Origin of the sequence: Citrobacter sp. MGH106, from assembly GCF_001037495.1 — a bacterium.
Taxonomy (GTDB): Bacteria; Pseudomonadota; Gammaproteobacteria; order Enterobacterales; family Enterobacteriaceae; genus Citrobacter; species Citrobacter murliniae.
In genome coordinates this window covers 798,963-814,636 of sequence record NZ_KQ089822.1, presented here as the reverse complement: position 1 = coordinate 814,636, position 15,674 = coordinate 798,963, and the positions used below count along the sequence as shown (strand labels likewise).

The window sequence follows — 15,674 nt, the reverse complement described above, 5'->3', positions numbered from 1 at the left end:
AAAATAAAACGTGCAGTATCGCGCAATGTGGTGCTATGGTGACCAACACTGTTTAGTAAATTAAACAAAAATCATGAATACGACCCCTGAATTATCCTGTGATGTGTTGATCATTGGCAGCGGAGCTGCCGGACTCTCGCTGGCGTTACGCCTGGCTGAAAAACATCAGGTCATTGTGCTGAGTAAAGGGCCGGTAAGTGAAGGCTCAACGTTCTATGCTCAGGGTGGCATCGCCGCTGTTTTCGATGAAACTGACAGTATCGACTCCCACGTTGAAGACACGCTGATTGCAGGAGCTGGTCTTTGCGATCGACATGCGGTTGAGTTTGTTGCCAGCAATGCCCGCACGTGCGTCCAATGGTTGATTGATCAGGGCGTCCTTTTTGATACCCAGGTTCAGCCCAACGGCGAAGAGAGCTATCACCTGACCCGAGAAGGTGGCCATAGCCACCGACGTATCCTGCATGCCGCCGACGCTACTGGCAAAGAGGTCGAAACCACGCTGGTCAGCCAGGCACAAAATCATCCCAATATTCAGGTTCTGGAGCGTAGCAACGCCGTGGACCTGATTATCTCCGATAAAATCGGCCTGCCGGGTACGCGTCGCGTTGTCGGTGCCTGGATCTGGAACCGTAATAAAGAAGCCGTCGAAACCTGCCACGCTAAATCCGTGGTACTGGCAACCGGCGGCGCATCCAAAGTTTACCAATACACCACTAATCCGGATATTTCTTCGGGCGATGGGATCGCGATGGCCTGGCGCGCAGGTTGCCGCGTTGCCAACCTCGAATTTAACCAGTTCCACCCAACTGCGCTATATCACCCGCAAGCGCGTAATTTTCTACTGACTGAAGCGTTACGTGGCGAGGGGGCACATTTGAAGCGCCCGGATGGATCGCGCTTTATGCCCGACTTCGACGAGCGTGGAGAACTGGCTCCGCGAGATATTGTTGCTCGCGCCATTGACCATGAAATGAAACGCCTTGGCGCGGACTGCATGTTCCTTGACATCAGCCATAAGCCGGAAGAATTTGTCCGCCAGCATTTTCCGATGATTTATGAAAAATTATTGGGCCTGGGGATCGATCTGACAAAAGAGCCGGTTCCGATTGTGCCTGCTGCACACTATACCTGCGGTGGCGTCATGGTCGATGACTTTGGCCGTACCGATGTCGACGGTCTGTATGCCATCGGAGAGGTCAGTTATACCGGGTTGCATGGCGCAAATCGCATGGCATCGAACTCACTGCTGGAGTGTCTGGTGTATGGCTGGTCTGCGGCGGAAGATATTGATCGAAGAATGCCTTACGCGCGCGGCGTAAGTACGCTCCCAGGGTGGGACGAGAGCCGGGTAGAAAACCCTGATGAACTGGTTGTTATCCAGCATAACTGGCATGAGCTACGGCTCTTTATGTGGGATTACGTTGGCATTGTACGTACAACAAAACGTCTGGAACGCGCCCTGCGGCGTATCACCATGCTTCAACAGGAAATTGATGAGTATTACGCCCATTTCCGTGTGTCAAACAATTTACTGGAACTGCGCAATCTGGTGCAGGTTGCCGAATTAATTGTGCGCTGCGCGATGATACGTAAAGAGAGTCGGGGCCTGCATTACACACTGGATTATCCTGAACAACGTCCCGAGTCAGGCCCTTCTATCCTGTCGCCGTTAAGCCATCACATAAACAGATAAAACGCCTGGGTCAGCGCCGTATAGCCTTCTGAATAGCGCTGGTCTGGCCCACGAATCACCAGCCTGTCAATAAAACACTCCCCGGCCTGCGGGGAGAAAGCCAGCAATACCCTGTGCGGTAGACGAGCCTCAGTTTCTGCAACATCCGTACGCAGACGCAGATGCCAGCCCATACCCAGAGCCTGCTGGGTAAATGCGTTACCAATCTGCTCCGGCAGCACCACACAAAAAAAACCTTCTTCTGTAATACTGTTCGCCGCCAGTGTTAACAATGCTTCGTGATCGAGTGTGGTGGTATAGCGTGCCTGCTCACGTTGCGGCGTGGCACACTCTACCCCCTGTTCATAATAGGGAGGGTTACTGATGATCAGATCGAAACGCACGGTCTGGCGCGGTACCCACAGCTGCGCATCTTCTGAATGCACTGTCACACGATGCATCCATGGAGATTTTACAATGTTTTCCTGAGCCTGCAGCGCGGCATCGACATCAAGCTCCACGGCATCAATAATGACGCTTTCATCCGTGCGCTGGGCCAGCATCAGCGCCAGCAGGCCACTCCCGGTACCGATATCAAGGATCCGTTTTACACCCGCGACGGGCGCCCAGGCGCCTAATAAAATACCGTCCGTTCCGACTTTCATTGCACAACGATCGTGTGCCACAAAAAACTGCTTAAAAGTAAATCCATTACGTCGAAGTACGGATGTAGACTGGGGCATGAAGAACAACCTTCCTGGAAAAAAAACGATAACATTGGATAAAAACAATACCTGAGAAGGTATATCCATACAAACAGATGAAGATTGCAGCCGTAACGTCTATAATCAGCGCCCCACACAGAGGTAGAACATGACTGTAACGACTTTTTCCGAACTTGAACTCGATGAAAGCCTGCTGGATGCCCTCCAGGAAAAAGGTTTCACTCGCCCGACCGCCATTCAGGCTGCCGCCATTCCGCCTGCGCTCGATGGACGTGATGTACTCGGTTCTGCGCCGACAGGCACCGGTAAAACGGCGGCATACTTGCTGCCAGCGTTGCAGCACCTGCTCGACTTCCCGCGCAAAAAATCCGGTCCACCGCGCATTTTAATTTTGACGCCGACGCGCGAACTGGCGATGCAGGTTGCCGAACACGCTCGTGAACTGGCCAAAAATACGCATCTGGATATCGCCACTATTACCGGCGGCGTGGCTTACATGAACCACATGGAAGTCTTCAGCGCAAACCAGGACATCGTGGTCGCAACCACAGGCCGCCTGCTGCAATATATTAAAGAAGAGAACTTCGACTGCCATGCAGTCGAAACACTGATCCTCGATGAAGCCGATCGCATGCTGGACATGGGCTTTGCCCAGGACATCGAGCACATCGCCGGTGAAACACGCTGGCGCAAGCAGACCATGCTGTTCTCCGCCACGCTGGAAGGTGATGCGATTAAAGATTTTGCCGAGCGTCTGCTGGAAGATCCGGTTGAGGTCTCAGCGGATCCGTCAACGCGCGAACGCAAGAAGATCCATCAGTGGTACTACCGCGCCGATGACATCGAGCATAAAACAGCTCTGCTGATCCATCTGTTAAAACAGCCTGAAGCGACCCGCTCAATTGTCTTTGTACGCAAACGCGAGCGTGTGCACGAACTTGCAGGCTGGCTGCGCCAGGCGGGGATTAATAACAGCTATCTCGAAGGCGAGATGGTACAGAATAAACGCAACGAAGCGATCAAACGACTGACCGATGGTCGGGTGAACGTACTGGTTGCGACCGACGTGGCCGCACGTGGTATTGATATCCCAGACGTCAGCCACGTGTTTAACTATGACATGCCGCGCAGTGGCGATGCCTATCTGCACCGCATCGGTCGTACCGGTCGTGCTGGCCGTAAAGGTACCGCGATTTCTCTGGTTGAAGCGCATGACCACCTGCTGCTCGGCAAAGCAAGCCGTTATGTAGATGAACCACTGAAGCCGCGAGTTATTGACGAACTGCGTCCAACAACCCGTGCGCCAAGTGAAAAATCTAACGGCAAGCCATCCAAGAAAGTGCTGGCAAAACGCGCCGAGAAGAAGGCGAAGGATAAAGAGAAGCCGCGTGTGAAGAAACGTCACCGCGATGCCAAGAATATCGGCAAGCGTCGTAAGCCGAGCGGATCTGCCTCACAGCAGTCCGACAAAGAATAAACCGAATGCCGGGCCAGTCAGCCCGGCATTTTTTCATGCCTCGCAAAGCTCTCTACAATACAATCCATGAAAACCCGCATAGCCGGGCTGACGACTTTTCCGGCATGATGCGCGCACAATGCGGTAATCAACTCAGAATCTTCACCAAACGGTAACGCTATCAATTCTCCTGAACGCAACTCCTTCTCAACGGTAAATCGCGGTAAAAAGCTAACACCAAGATTAGCAGATACACACTGCTTGATGCTCTCAATACTCCAGAGTTCAATGGTATTTTCCAGTGTAATCTGTCGCTTTCGCAGCAGACTTTCAAAGCGTTGCCTGAAGATACATTGCGGTTCATTAATGATAAAGCTGCAGGGTATGTGCTGGTTATGCTGGGTGAAATTAACGTGCTGAAGAACCGGAGAAGCAACCAGGACAAGAGGTTGTTCGCCCAATGGCAGCATCTCAAGAGCATCGTCATTACCAACCCGATAAAATACTCCCAGATCAACATCATCACTCAGCAAAGCATCACGAATGACATAACAATTGAGTGACTGTAAGAATAAGCGAACATTGGGCGCACGTTGTTTAAACCGTTGTAAAACCTGAGGCATTTTATAAGCCAACAGCGTTTCTCCGGTTGCGACGCGGAGATCGCCGCTCGGTTGTGCATCTTGTTGTGCCGTTTGCCGGATCGATGCCATCACGCGCGTCAAGTCATGTATATGCGGCATCAGCCGTTTCCCTTCACTGGTCAGGCACATCCGGCGACCAATTTTTTCGAACAACTGCACCGAGAGTTCTTGTTCAAGCTGTTGAATATGAAACGTAACGGTTGACTGCGTACAACAAAGTTTTTGCGAAGCCCGAAGAAATGAGCCCTCTTCTACCACCGTTTTTAGCGTAATAAACCGACGTAAATCCATCTTCACCAACCTATCGAAATTATCGAACTTAGAATGCAAAAACATTCATTTTTTTAAATGTTCTGTGTCGGGTACTCTCTGCTAAAACAGAGGAGATAACAAGTGACCCCCACGCTTTTAAGTGCATTCTGGACCTATACACTGATTACTGCGCTAACCCCCGGCCCGAACAATATCCTCGCGCTTAGTGCAGCGACATCACATGGCTTTCGTCAGAGTACGCGTGTTCTGGCGGGAATGAGCCTGGGCTTTTTGATAGTCATGTTGCTGTGTGCCGGGATTTCATTCTCGCTTGCAGTCATTGATCCGGCTATCGTCCACTGGCTCAGTTGGACGGGGGCAGCATATATCTTATGGCTGGCCATAAAAATCGCCACCAGCCCGACCTCAAATGATAGCCTTGAGGCAAAACCGATTAGCTTTTGGGCAAGTTTTGGCTTGCAGTTTGTTAATGTCAAAATCATTTTGTACGGCATTACCGCGTTATCCACGTTTGTTTTGCCGCATACAAAAGAGCTGAGTTGGATAATTGGAGTTAGTGTATTACTGGCATTGATAGGAACATTCGGCAATGCCTGCTGGGCGCTGGCTGGTCATTTTTTCCAGCGCATCTTTCGCAGCTATGGGCGGCAATTGAATGTCATTCTGGCATTACTGCTGGTGTACTGCGCTGTGAGGATCTTTTATTAAATGATGTAAAAAAGCGGAAGATGCACTGACATCTTCCGCTTTTTGATTATTGATTTAGCGGGGTTGATTCCCCGTAAGCCTTACAGGCTCTCAGTAAAGGTACGAGCAATAACGTCGCGCTGCTGTTCTGGTGTCAGTGAGTTGAAACGCACTGCATAACCAGAAACACGAATAGTCAGCTGCGGATATTTTTCCGGGTGCTTAACCGCATCTTCCAGCGTTTCGCGACGCAGAACGTTGACGTTCAGGTGCTGACCGCCTTCCACACGCACTTCTGGTTGCACGTCTACTGGAACTTCACGGTATTCAATTTCACCCAGTTTGCTGACGGCAACGACTTCATCGGCATTGAAACCTGCTTTCGCAACGATGCAGCGTGCTTCACCTTTTTCGCTGTCCAGCAGCCAGAAAGAGTTCAGCAGGTCGTCATTTGCAGCTTTAGTAATCTGGATACCTGTAATCATGTTAATGCCTCCCCGGCAAAATTATTTGATTTCGGTCAGCCGTTTCTCCGGCCAATTGGTAAAACCATTGTTGCTTGAGTGTATATATACCCCTCACACACCCTTGAATCTTTGATTTAAATCAACAAAAACCACACATCAAAAGTGGTGATGGGTGGATTTTATTGTTTTACATCAACTTACGCCAAGTCCTCAGGTAAACTTTTTACATAAATTTTCAACTATCTTTAAGGGTTAGCCCATTGAGAAACGTACAGAATTTTGCGCCTCATAAAGAAGCAGTTAAGCTATAGCGATTGCAAATTCGCAGGAGAGCGAGATGGCCACCGAATTAACCTGGCACGATGTGCTGGCTGAAGAGAAACAACAGCCCTACTTTGTTAATACACTGCATACTGTCGCCGGCGAACGCCAGTCGGGTATGACAATTTACCCACCACAAAAAGATGTGTTTAACGCATTTCGTTTTACCGAGCTGGGCGATGTTAAGGTCGTCATTCTGGGGCAGGATCCTTACCATGGGCCAGGTCAGGCACATGGTCTCGCCTTTTCTGTCCGTCCTGGCATTGCCATTCCGCCATCATTACTGAACATGTATAAAGAGCTGGAAGCCACAATTCCAGGTTTTACGCGACCTGCACACGGATATCTGGAAAGCTGGGCACGCCAGGGTGTTCTGTTACTTAACACTGTCCTTACCGTTAGGGCTGGTCAGGCGCATTCACATGCGAGTCTCGGCTGGGAAGCCTTTACCGATAAAGTCATTAGCCTGATCAATGAACATCGTGAAGGGGTGGTATTTTTGCTCTGGGGCGCGCACGCGCAGAAGAAAGGGGCAATTATTGATGCGCAGCGTCACCATATCCTGAAAGCGCCGCACCCTTCACCGCTCTCGGCACATCGCGGTTTCTTTGGCTGCAATCACTTTGTACAGGCAAATACGTGGCTGGAACAACGAGGTGAAAAAACAATTGACTGGATGCCGGTACTGCCGGCTGAGAGTGAGTAAAAAAATGCCAGCGATTCGCTGGCATTTTTATTATCAGGCTTTGTTCTGACGCCACCACTCCGCGAGCAGTACGCCTGTCGCGACGGAGACGTTGAGTGTCTCTACGTTGCCTGTGCCGTCAATCGCGACACACAGGTCGTCTGCTGAGCATGCCGCTTCCGGCAGAGCTTCGCGTTCGCGGCCTAATACCAGCACCATTTTTTCCGGCAGCGTTGTGTTAAACAACGGCTTACCTTTGTCGCTGGAGGTCATGACGACGGTATAACCTGCCTGGCGGAAATCATCCAGCACATCGACAATACTGTCACCAGTAATTGGTTGAACGTGCTCTGCCCCACCTTCCGCGGTGCGAATCGCTGCACCAGATTCCAGCAGAGCTGCGTCCTGCACTACCACGCCTTTCACACCGAAGTGCGCACAGCTACGCATCATACCGCCCAGGTTGTGCGGGTTAGCGATATCTTCCAGCGCCAGTACGCAATCCTGCGCGCCCGCCTGACCGACCCATTGCTTAACGGTAGTACCATTACGTTTCTTAATCAGGAAGCAAACGCCGCCATGGTGCTCGGTACCAGAAGCTTTCGCCAGTTCGGCCTCGTCAACCACGTGGTAGGCTTTGCGATTTGCCGCCATCCAGCGTAACGCTTCTTTGAATCGTGGTGTCACGCTCTGAATAAACCAGGCACGGACAATTGCATCCGGACGGCTCTGGAACAGAGCCTGACAGGCATTTTCACCGTAAACGCGGGTTTCTTCCGCACGCTGACGACGTAATACTTCAGGATCGATAAAACTCTTGCCGCTAATACCACCGTGATCGGCCTTTTCCGCGACATCATCACTCGGCGCGCGGGATACAGTACGCCATGGTGAGTCTTCACGTTTGCGGTCACGGTCACGATCGCGGCTCTGATTATTTCTTTCATCGCGGGCGGGGCGACGGCCACCGTCTGCACGAGACTTTCCTGGACGTCCTCCCCCTTTCCCGGTACGCGGGTTCTGGGTACGTTTTTCAGAATCATCATCACTGCGGACATACATCACTTTGACCTTGCCGCTTTTATTCTTCAATTCATCGTTCATGCTTTTCTCCACCAGCGCTGCGCGAAGCGCGCAGATTACCCGATGTGCACGTCGTTAGCCATTATTTCATTTAAAAGCTTATGACTATTGTACTCATTGAATAAAACGCATTGTTGTTTAAAACAGTCTCTCCGATAATATGTAACATAATAGAAACATACCGGCGTCATTGCCGCGAAGTCCATCCTACTCATCCAGAGGTTAGTTATGAATACCGTTTGTACCAGCTGCCAGGCTATCAACCGCATCCCTGAAGATCGCGTTCAGGATACGGCCAAATGCGGACGCTGTGGTCACGATCTGTTTGATGGTGAGGTGATCAATGCGACCGGAGCTACACTGGATAAGTTATTAAAAGACGATCTTCCGGTGGTAGTCGACTTCTGGGCACCATGGTGTGGCCCATGCCGTAACTTCGCCCCAATTTTTGAAGATGTTGCCGAAGAGCGTAGCGGTAAAGTACGCTTTGTTAAAGTGAATACGGAAGCTGAACGCGAACTCAGCGCACGTTTCGGCATCCGCAGCATCCCGACAATCATGATTTTCAAGAAAGGTGAAGTCGTCGATATGTTAAATGGCGCCGTGCCAAAAGCCCCATTTGATAGCTGGCTTAACGAATCACTATAATCTATCCGGGGCACGTCTTGTGCCCCGTTTTGTCCTCTGCGACAATAACGTTTTTCAACGTGCTTCCCCATGACAGATAACGCCGTTCTTCAGTTACGTGCCGAGCGCCTTGCGCGCGCCACGCGCCCTTTTCTTGCCAGAGGTAATCGCATCCGTCGCTGCCAGCGTTGCCTGCTGCCACTAAAGCTCTGCCTTTGCGAAACGCTCGCGCCCTCTCAGGCAAAAAGTCGCTTTTGTCTGGTGATGTTTGATACCGAACCTATGAAGCCCAGCAATACGGGGCGTTTAATTGCCGATATTTTGCCAGATACCGTTGCCTTTCAGTGGTCACGAACCGAACCGCCGCAGGCATTACTTGAGCTGGCACGAAATCCAGATTATCACCCCATGGTAGTGTTCCCCGCTTCATATGCAGGTGAGGAACGTGAAGTAATTTTCACGCCACCAGCAGATAAACCGCCGTTGTTTATTATGCTCGATGGTACCTGGCCGGAAGCGCGCAAGATGTTCCGTAAAAGTCCGTACCTGGATAACCTGCCGGTGATTTCCGTCGATTTATCGCGCCTTTCCGCCTACCATCTGCGCGAAGCGCATGCTGAGGGGCAGTATTGCACTGCCGAAGTGGCGATAGCCTTACTGGATCTGGCTGGTGACAGGCAAGCAGCAGAAGCATTAGGTGGGCACTTCACACGCTTTAAAACACGCTATCTGGCAGGAAAAACTCAACATCAGGGAAGCGTCACAGCAGATTCAGCAGAAAGCGTTTAAAATCATTCGGTCACTGGTGTCATTAAGGAAGCCGATATGAGTCAACGTGGTCTGGAAGCGCTACTGCGACCGAAATCCATTGCGGTGATTGGGGCATCAATGAAACCCAATCGAGCAGGTTACCTGATGATGCGTAACTTACTGGCTGGGGGTTTCAATGGGCCGGTTTTACCGGTGACACCTGCCTGGAAAGCGGTTTTAGGTGTTCTTGCCTGGCCCGATATCGCCAGCCTGCCTTTTACTCCCGATCTTGCCGTTTTGTGCACCAATGCGAGCCGCAATCTGGCATTGCTTGAAGCGTTAGGTGAAAAAGGCTGTAAAACCTGCATTATTCTCTCGGCGCCCGCAGCACAGCACGCTGAACTGTTAGCTTGCGCATCACGCCATAGAATACGTCTGCTCGGTCCCAACAGTTTGGGACTTCTCGCCCCCTGGCAGGGACTCAACGCCAGTTTTTCACCGGTACCGATTAAGCGCGGTAAGCTTGCATTTATCTCTCAGTCTGCTGCCGTATCCAACACTATTCTCGACTGGGCGCAGCAGCGGGAAATGGGATTTTCCTATTTCATCGCGCTTGGCGACAGCCTGGATATCGACGTTGATGAGCTACTTGATTACCTGGCCCGTGACAGTAAAACCAGCGCAATTCTGCTCTATCTCGAACATTTGAGTGATGCCCGACGCTTTGTCTCTGCGGCACGTAGCGCATCGCGTAATAAACCTATTTTGGTGATTAAAAGCGGTCGAAGTCCGGCAGCCCAGCGTTTACTTCATACCAGTGCGGGAATGGACCCTGCCTGGGATGCCGCCATCCAGCGTGCCGGTCTGTTACGCGTACAGGATACTCACGAGCTTTTTTCTGCGGTAGAAACCCTGAGCCATATGCGCCCGCTACGGGGCGACAGGTTAATGATTATCAGCAACGGTGCCGCTCCCGCTGCTCTGGCATTAGATGAGTTGTGGTCACGAAACGGCAAGCTGGCCACGCTGAGTGAAGAGACCTGTCAGAAATTACGCGATGCCTTACCTCTCCATGTTGATATCGCAAATCCACTGGATCTGCGTGACGACGCCAGCAGCGAACACTACATCAAAACACTGGATATTTTACTCTCCAGCCAGGATTTCGACGCCCTGATGGTGATTCACTCGCCCAGCGCTGCGGCTCCAGGCACCGAGAGCGCACATGCACTGATCGAAGCAGTTAAACACCACCCCAGAGGGAAATTCATTTCCTTGCTGACGAACTGGTGCGGAGAATTTTCATCCCAGGAGGCACGCAGGCTGTTTAGTGAGGCTGGATTACCCACCTATCGCACACCGGAGGGAACCATCACCGCGTTTATGCATATGGTCGAGTATCGGCGTAACCAGAAGCAATTGCGAGAAACACCGGCGTTGCCCGACAGCCTGACCGCCAATACCGCCGAAGCACATAATCTTTTGCAGCGGGCGATTGCTGACGGGGCGACATCTCTCGATACACATGAAGTACAGCCAATTTTGCAAGCCTATGGCTTACACACACTGCCGACCTGGATTGCCAGTGACAGCGCAGAGGCCGTGCACATCGCAGAACAAATCGGCTACCCGGTGGCATTAAAACTGCGTTCCCCTGATATTCCGCATAAATCGGAAGTTCAGGGGGTAATGTTATATCTGCGTACAGCAACAGAGGTGCAGCAGGCCGCTAATGCGATTTTTGATCGGGTGAAAATGGCCTGGCCGCAGGCGCGTATCCACGGTTTATTGGTACAAAGTATGGCCAACCGCGCTGGTGCTCAGGAGCTTCGCGTAGTTGTTGAACACGATCCGGTATTTGGGCCATTGATTATGCTGGGCGAAGGTGGAGTTGAGTGGAGGCCTGAAGAACAAGCCGTGGTGGCATTACCGCCATTGAACATGAATCTGGCACGTTATCTGGTGATTCAGGGGATCAAAAATAAAAAGATCCGCGCCCGCAGCGCACTACGACCATTAGATATCGCCGGTTTAAGTCAGCTTCTGGTCCAGGTATCCAACCTGATCGTCGACTGTCCGGAGATTCAGCGTCTGGATATCCATCCGCTTCTGGCCTCTGCCGGTGAATTTACTGCACTGGACGTCACGCTGGATATTGCCCCTTTCACTGGCGACAACGAAAGCAGACTGGCTGTACGCCCCTACCCCCATCAACTGGAAGAGTGGGTTGAGATGAAAAACGGCGAACGCTGCCTGTTCCGCCCTATTTTGCCGGAGGATGAGCCTCAACTGCAGCAGTTCATTTCACAGGTAACGAAAGAAGATCTTTATTACCGCTACTTCAGTGAGATCAACGAATTTACCCATGAAGATTTAGCCAATATGACGCAGATCGACTACGATCGGGAAATGGCCTTTGTCGCCGTACGTTGTCGAGATAACCATGAAGAGATCCTCGGTGTTACGCGAGCTATCTCGGATCCTGATAACGTAGATGCAGAGTTTGCTGTACTGGTTCGATCCGATCTCAAAGGACTGGGACTCGGCCGTCGATTGATGGAAAAGTTAATTACGTATACCCGAGATCACGGACTCAGGCGCCTGAATGGTATTACGATGCCAAACAATCGTGGGATGGTCGCCCTGGCCCGGAAGCTCGGGTTTGATGTTGACGTCCAGCTCGAAGAGGGGATTGTTGGGCTAACGCTTAATCTGGCCCAATTTGAGGAATCGTGAGTAAGGTACTGGAAATGTTGACCACATTAATGGGTACTGGTGGTATCATTGCTCGCTTATGTCGTCTGCATAGCACAGAGGACCCTTCAATGAACAGAGAAGAAATGCACTGTGATGTTGTCAAAATTTAAGCGTAATAAACATCAACAACACCTTGCCCAACTACCTAAGATTTCTCAGTCAGTTGATGATGTAGATTTCTTTTATGCTCCCGCTAATTTCAGGGAGACTCTGCTGGAGAAAATAGCCAGCGCGACGCAACGGATCTGCATCATAGCTCTGTACCTGGAGCAGGATGACGGTGGCAAAGGCATACTCGACGCGCTCTATGCGGCTAAGCGGCAGCGTCCCGAACTGGATATTCGGGTACTTGTTGACTGGCATCGTGCCCAGCGAGGGCGTATTGGCGCTGCGGCCTCCAATACCAACGCTGACTGGTATTGCCGAATGGCGCAAGAAAACCCAGGGATCGATATTCCGGTCTACGGCGTACCGATTAATACTCGTGAAGCGCTTGGCGTCCTGCACTTCAAAGGCTTTATCATCGATGATAGCGTCCTGTATAGCGGAGCAAGCCTGAACGATGTTTACTTGCACCAGCATGATAAATACCGCTATGACCGCTACCAGCTGATTCGCAACGCGCAAATGGCCGATATCATGTTCGACTGGGTAACGCAGAACCTGATGAACGGTCGCGGTGTTAATCGCCTTGATGATATCCATCGTCCTAAAAGCCCGGAAATTAAAAACGACATCCGTCTGTACCGTCAGGAACTGCGTGATGCCTCGTTCCATTTCCAGGGGAATGCTGATAACGAACAGCTTTCTGTTACTCCTCTGGTTGGGCTAGGAAAATCCAGTCTGCTAAATAAGACCATTTTCCATCTCATGCCTTGTGCGGAGCAAAAGCTTACGATCTGCACCCCTTATTTCAACCTGCCTGCTGTGCTGGTTCGCAATATCATCCAGCTACTACGGGAAGGGAAAAAAGTAGAAATCATCGTGGGCGATAAAACCGCCAACGACTTTTTCATACCTGAAAATGAGCCGTTTAAGATCATCGGGGCACTTCCCTACCTTTATGAAATTAACCTGCGCCGCTTCCTGAGCCGTCTACAGTATTACGTTAATACCGATCAGCTAGTCGTTCGCTTATGGAAAGATGATGACAATACCTATCATCTGAAGGGTATGTGGGTTGATGACAAATGGATGTTGCTAACCGGCAACAACCTTAACCCCCGAGCCTGGCGCCTGGATCTGGAAAATGCCATTCTTATCCACGATCCTAAGCAGGAGCTAACCCTTCAGCGCGAAAAAGAGCTTGAGCTCATCCGTACGCATACTACCGTCGTTAAACACTATCGCGACTTACAGAGTATTGCCGACTATCCGGTAAAAGTACGTAAGCTTATCCGTCGACTACGCCGTATTCGAATCGACAGATTAATCAGCCGTATTCTGTAACCAAAACCCCGTCCAGTGACGGGGTTTTTCCTGTGGAGGTAACGGTGCGCCTGTTTATCCTTGCCTATATCCTGACACTTTCTGGCTGTAGCCATATGGCGAACGATAGCTGGAGTGGACAAGACAAAGCCCAACACTTTATTGCCTCCGCCATGCTGGCTGCAGCCGGAAACGAGTATGCGCAGCACCAGGGAAATAGTAACGACCGCAGCGCTGCTATCGGTTTTATGTTCTCAGTCAGCCTCGGTGCATCAAAAGAACTGTTGGACAGCCGCCCCTCAGGAAGCGGCTGGAGTTGGAAAGATTTTGCCTGGGATATAGCCGGAGCATCCACCGGCTACGCTGTCTGGCAAATGACCCATCGCTAGAGGCGCAGCCCTTTCCCTTTACGGTGTAGCATTAGCGAGACAAAAAAAGCGACCACCGCCATAGCGGTAACGTACCAGAAGAATGTCGTTTCCATCCCGACCGATTTTAGCGACAGCGCAACATATTCCGCAGAACCACCAAACAACGCATTTGCCACTGCATAAGATAACCCAACCCCTAGAGCACGAACTTGTGCCGGGAACATTTCGGCCTTCAGGATCCCACTGATAGAAGTGTAAAAACTCACAATTAACAAAGCACACATCACCAGACCAAATGCCATAAATGGAGACGTCACATTCTGTAGCGCCGACAAAATAGGAACGGTGAACAGCGTAGCCAGCACCCCAAAGCACAACATCGAAGTACGTCGACCAATTTTATCTGACAAAGCACCAAATAACGGTTGCACCAGCATAAAGATACACAGCGCTGCTGTCATAATACCGCTGGCTACATTGGCATGCATACCTGCTGTATTTACCAGGTATTTTTGCATATAGGTAGTAAACGTATAAAAGCAAAGTGAGCCAGCGGCGGTAAAGCCAAGCACCATAATAAAAGCTTTACGGTTGCGCCATAATCCTTTCAGGGAGCCCGCTTCTTTCAACGCACGAACATCCTGTTTCGATGTTTCATCCAACTGACGACGTAACCATAATGCGACAATCGCCAGTACTGCCCCCAGCGCAAATGGGATACGCCATCCCCACGCTCTGAGTGCAGAGTCTTCTAACGTTTGCTGCAGTATCACCACAACCAGTAATGCCAGTAATTGTCCGCCTATCAACGTAACGTACTGGAATGAAGCATAAAATCCTTTCTTACCTTCAACGGCCACCTCACTCATGTAGGTTGCGCTAGTTCCATACTCTCCACCAACCGACAGTCCCTGGAATAATCTGGCAAGCAACAGCAGTGCGGGTGCCCATGTACCGATAGTTTCATACCCCGGCAGACAAGCGATCACCAACGACCCCATACACATCATGCACACTGACAACAGCATGGATTTTTTACGCCCATGTTTATCTGCGATCCGGCCAAAAAGCCATCCGCCTATCGGCCGCATCAGGAAGCCCGCAGCAAAAACGCCGGCGGTTTGTAGGAGTTGTGTTGTGGTATTTCCGGAAGGAAAAAAGATATGAGCAAAATAAAGAGAACAGAAAGAATAGATGTAAAAATCAAACCATTCGACAAGATTCCCTGATGACGCCCCTACAATTGCCCATATACGACGACGGGTATCGCTGTCGGTCAGCGCCCCATTCTCAGTTACACTGCTATCAGCCATTAGAATTGTGCCCCTGCCAAGGATCTGTTGAATCTTACAATGATGCATCGCGTTTTTAGTAAAAAATATGTTACATAATTGTTATGCATCATTGCGAGAGTTAGATCACGATTTTAATTAGCAGAGAAAGGAATCAGATTTATATGATGGAGGGTAAGAAGCCTGAGTCTGATAGAACTACGCTTGTCAGACCTGCAGTCCGCAGACGCAAAAAAGCCCATCCGGCAGGATGGGCTTCTTCACTGGTTTGATGCCTGGCAGTTCCCTACTCTCGCATGGGGAGACCCCACACTACCATCGGCGCTACGGCGTTTCACTTCTGAGTTCGGCATGGGGTCAGGTGGGACCACCGCGCTACAGCCGCCAGGCAAATTCTGTTTATCAACACGCTTTCGCATGTCAATTTAATCTG

At 50.8% G+C, this 15,674-nt stretch carries 14 protein-coding genes and 1 rRNA gene; 9 read left to right on the top strand and 6 right to left on the bottom strand.

Annotated elements, in window-relative coordinates:
- Nucleotides 1-73 precede the first annotated feature (73 nt).
- Complete coding sequence (nadB, locus tag SK36_RS03760) at nucleotides 74-1,696, top strand: L-aspartate oxidase (RefSeq protein WP_048220791.1); 1,623 nt, start codon at nucleotides 74-76, stop codon at nucleotides 1,694-1,696.
- Here the strand turns inward: nadB and trmN are convergent.
- Nucleotides 1,681-2,418, bottom strand: a complete 738-nt coding sequence (trmN, locus tag SK36_RS03755) for a tRNA(1)(Val) (adenine(37)-N(6))-methyltransferase TrmN (protein ID WP_045446293.1) — start codon at nucleotides 2,416-2,418, stop codon at nucleotides 1,681-1,683. The two genes, nadB and trmN, sit on opposite strands and share 16 nt — an antisense overlap.
- Before the next feature lie 130 nt (nucleotides 2,419-2,548).
- Between trmN and srmB the strand changes: the two genes are divergently transcribed.
- Nucleotides 2,549-3,877 carry an ATP-dependent RNA helicase SrmB gene (srmB, locus tag SK36_RS03750; protein ID WP_048220790.1) on the top strand — a complete coding sequence of 443 codons (1,329 nt, stop codon included), beginning with the start codon at nucleotides 2,549-2,551 and terminating at the stop codon, nucleotides 3,875-3,877.
- Nucleotides 3,878-3,894: 17 nt separating this feature from the next.
- On the opposite strand, the gene SK36_RS03745 is transcribed toward srmB, so the two are convergent.
- Nucleotides 3,895-4,791, bottom strand: coding sequence for a LysR family transcriptional regulator (locus tag SK36_RS03745; protein WP_136345497.1), 897 nt, complete (start codon nucleotides 4,789-4,791; stop codon nucleotides 3,895-3,897).
- Nucleotides 4,792-4,893: 102 nt separating this feature from the next.
- On the opposite strand from SK36_RS03745, the gene eamB reads away from it, so the two are divergent.
- On the top strand, nucleotides 4,894-5,481 hold the full coding sequence (gene eamB, locus SK36_RS03740) for a cysteine/O-acetylserine transporter (protein ID WP_048220788.1): 588 nt from the start codon (nucleotides 4,894-4,896) through the stop codon (nucleotides 5,479-5,481).
- Nucleotides 5,482-5,561: 80 nt separating this feature from the next.
- Here eamB and grcA read toward each other — a convergent pair whose 3' ends face one another.
- A complete protein-coding gene (gene grcA / locus SK36_RS03735; protein WP_003037563.1) occupies nucleotides 5,562-5,945 on the bottom strand; it encodes an autonomous glycyl radical cofactor GrcA in 384 nt (127 codons plus the stop codon).
- Nucleotides 5,946-6,264: 319 nt separating this feature from the next.
- Between grcA and ung the strand changes: the two genes are divergently transcribed.
- A complete protein-coding gene (gene ung / locus SK36_RS03730) occupies nucleotides 6,265-6,954 on the top strand; it encodes a uracil-DNA glycosylase (protein ID WP_048220787.1) in 690 nt (229 codons plus the stop codon).
- A 33-nt stretch (nucleotides 6,955-6,987) separates the two neighbouring features.
- Here the strand turns inward: ung and SK36_RS03725 are convergent, their stop codons facing one another.
- Nucleotides 6,988-8,037: a tRNA/rRNA methyltransferase gene (locus tag SK36_RS03725; protein ID WP_045446316.1), complete on the bottom strand. Its 1,050-nt coding sequence runs from the start codon at nucleotides 8,035-8,037 to the stop codon at nucleotides 6,988-6,990.
- Between the two features lie 207 nt (nucleotides 8,038-8,244).
- Here SK36_RS03725 and trxC point away from each other — a divergent pair, with 207 nt between their 5' ends.
- From trxC to SK36_RS03700, 5 genes are all read left to right on the top strand, one after another.
- Nucleotides 8,245-8,664 (top strand): thioredoxin TrxC, encoded by a 420-nt coding sequence (gene trxC / locus SK36_RS03720; protein ID WP_045446319.1) that lies wholly within the window; start codon nucleotides 8,245-8,247, stop codon nucleotides 8,662-8,664.
- 69 nt (nucleotides 8,665-8,733) lie between these two features.
- Nucleotides 8,734-9,432, top strand: coding sequence for a tRNA-uridine aminocarboxypropyltransferase (tapT, locus tag SK36_RS03715; RefSeq protein ID WP_048220786.1), 699 nt, complete (start codon nucleotides 8,734-8,736; stop codon nucleotides 9,430-9,432).
- 36 nt (nucleotides 9,433-9,468) lie between these two features.
- Nucleotides 9,469-12,129 (top strand): peptidyl-lysine N-acetyltransferase PatZ, encoded by a 2,661-nt coding sequence (gene patZ / locus SK36_RS03710; RefSeq protein WP_048220785.1) that lies wholly within the window; start codon nucleotides 9,469-9,471, stop codon nucleotides 12,127-12,129.
- Between the two features lie 114 nt (nucleotides 12,130-12,243).
- The gene (gene pssA / locus SK36_RS03705) at nucleotides 12,244-13,599 is read left to right on the top strand and encodes a CDP-diacylglycerol--serine O-phosphatidyltransferase (RefSeq protein ID WP_048220784.1); all 1,356 of its coding nucleotides are present in this window, start codon (nucleotides 12,244-12,246) and stop codon (nucleotides 13,597-13,599) included.
- A gap of 44 nt (nucleotides 13,600-13,643) precedes the next feature.
- A complete protein-coding gene (locus tag SK36_RS03700) occupies nucleotides 13,644-13,967 on the top strand; it encodes a YfiM family lipoprotein (RefSeq protein ID WP_048220783.1) in 324 nt (107 codons plus the stop codon).
- Here SK36_RS03700 and SK36_RS03695 read toward each other — a convergent pair.
- Both SK36_RS03695 and rrf read right to left on the bottom strand, forming a co-directional pair.
- The gene (locus SK36_RS03695) at nucleotides 13,964-15,262 is read right to left on the bottom strand and encodes an MFS transporter (RefSeq protein ID WP_048220782.1); all 1,299 of its coding nucleotides are present in this window, start codon (nucleotides 15,260-15,262) and stop codon (nucleotides 13,964-13,966) included. The genes SK36_RS03700 and SK36_RS03695 overlap by 4 nt on opposite strands.
- 252 nt (nucleotides 15,263-15,514) lie before the next feature.
- A 5S ribosomal RNA gene (gene rrf / locus SK36_RS03690) occupies nucleotides 15,515-15,630 on the bottom strand.
- Between the last annotated feature and the right edge of the window lie 44 nt (nucleotides 15,631-15,674).

Bases quoted from the DNA above. Each gene is read 5' to 3' on its own strand.
- nadB (WP_048220791.1), top strand. From the start codon at position 74: ATGAATACGACCCCTGAATTATCCTGTGATGTGTTGATCATTGGCAGC.
- trmN (WP_045446293.1), bottom strand. From the start codon at position 2,418: ATGCCCCAGTCTACATCCGTACTTCGACGTAATGGATTTACTTTTAAG.
- srmB (WP_048220790.1), top strand. From the start codon at position 2,549: ATGACTGTAACGACTTTTTCCGAACTTGAACTCGATGAAAGCCTGCTG.
- SK36_RS03745 (WP_136345497.1), bottom strand. From the start codon at position 4,791: ATGGATTTACGTCGGTTTATTACGCTAAAAACGGTGGTAGAAGAGGGC.
- grcA (WP_003037563.1), bottom strand. From the start codon at position 5,945: ATGATTACAGGTATCCAGATTACTAAAGCTGCAAATGACGACCTGCTG.
- ung (WP_048220787.1), top strand. From the start codon at position 6,265: ATGGCCACCGAATTAACCTGGCACGATGTGCTGGCTGAAGAGAAACAA.
- SK36_RS03725 (WP_045446316.1), bottom strand. From the start codon at position 8,037: ATGAACGATGAATTGAAGAATAAAAGCGGCAAGGTCAAAGTGATGTAT.
- trxC (WP_045446319.1), top strand. From the start codon at position 8,245: ATGAATACCGTTTGTACCAGCTGCCAGGCTATCAACCGCATCCCTGAA.
- tapT (WP_048220786.1), top strand. From the start codon at position 8,734: ATGACAGATAACGCCGTTCTTCAGTTACGTGCCGAGCGCCTTGCGCGC.
- patZ (WP_048220785.1), top strand. From the start codon at position 9,469: ATGAGTCAACGTGGTCTGGAAGCGCTACTGCGACCGAAATCCATTGCG.
- pssA (WP_048220784.1), top strand. From the start codon at position 12,244: ATGTTGTCAAAATTTAAGCGTAATAAACATCAACAACACCTTGCCCAA.
- SK36_RS03695 (WP_048220782.1), bottom strand. From the start codon at position 15,262: ATGGCTGATAGCAGTGTAACTGAGAATGGGGCGCTGACCGACAGCGAT.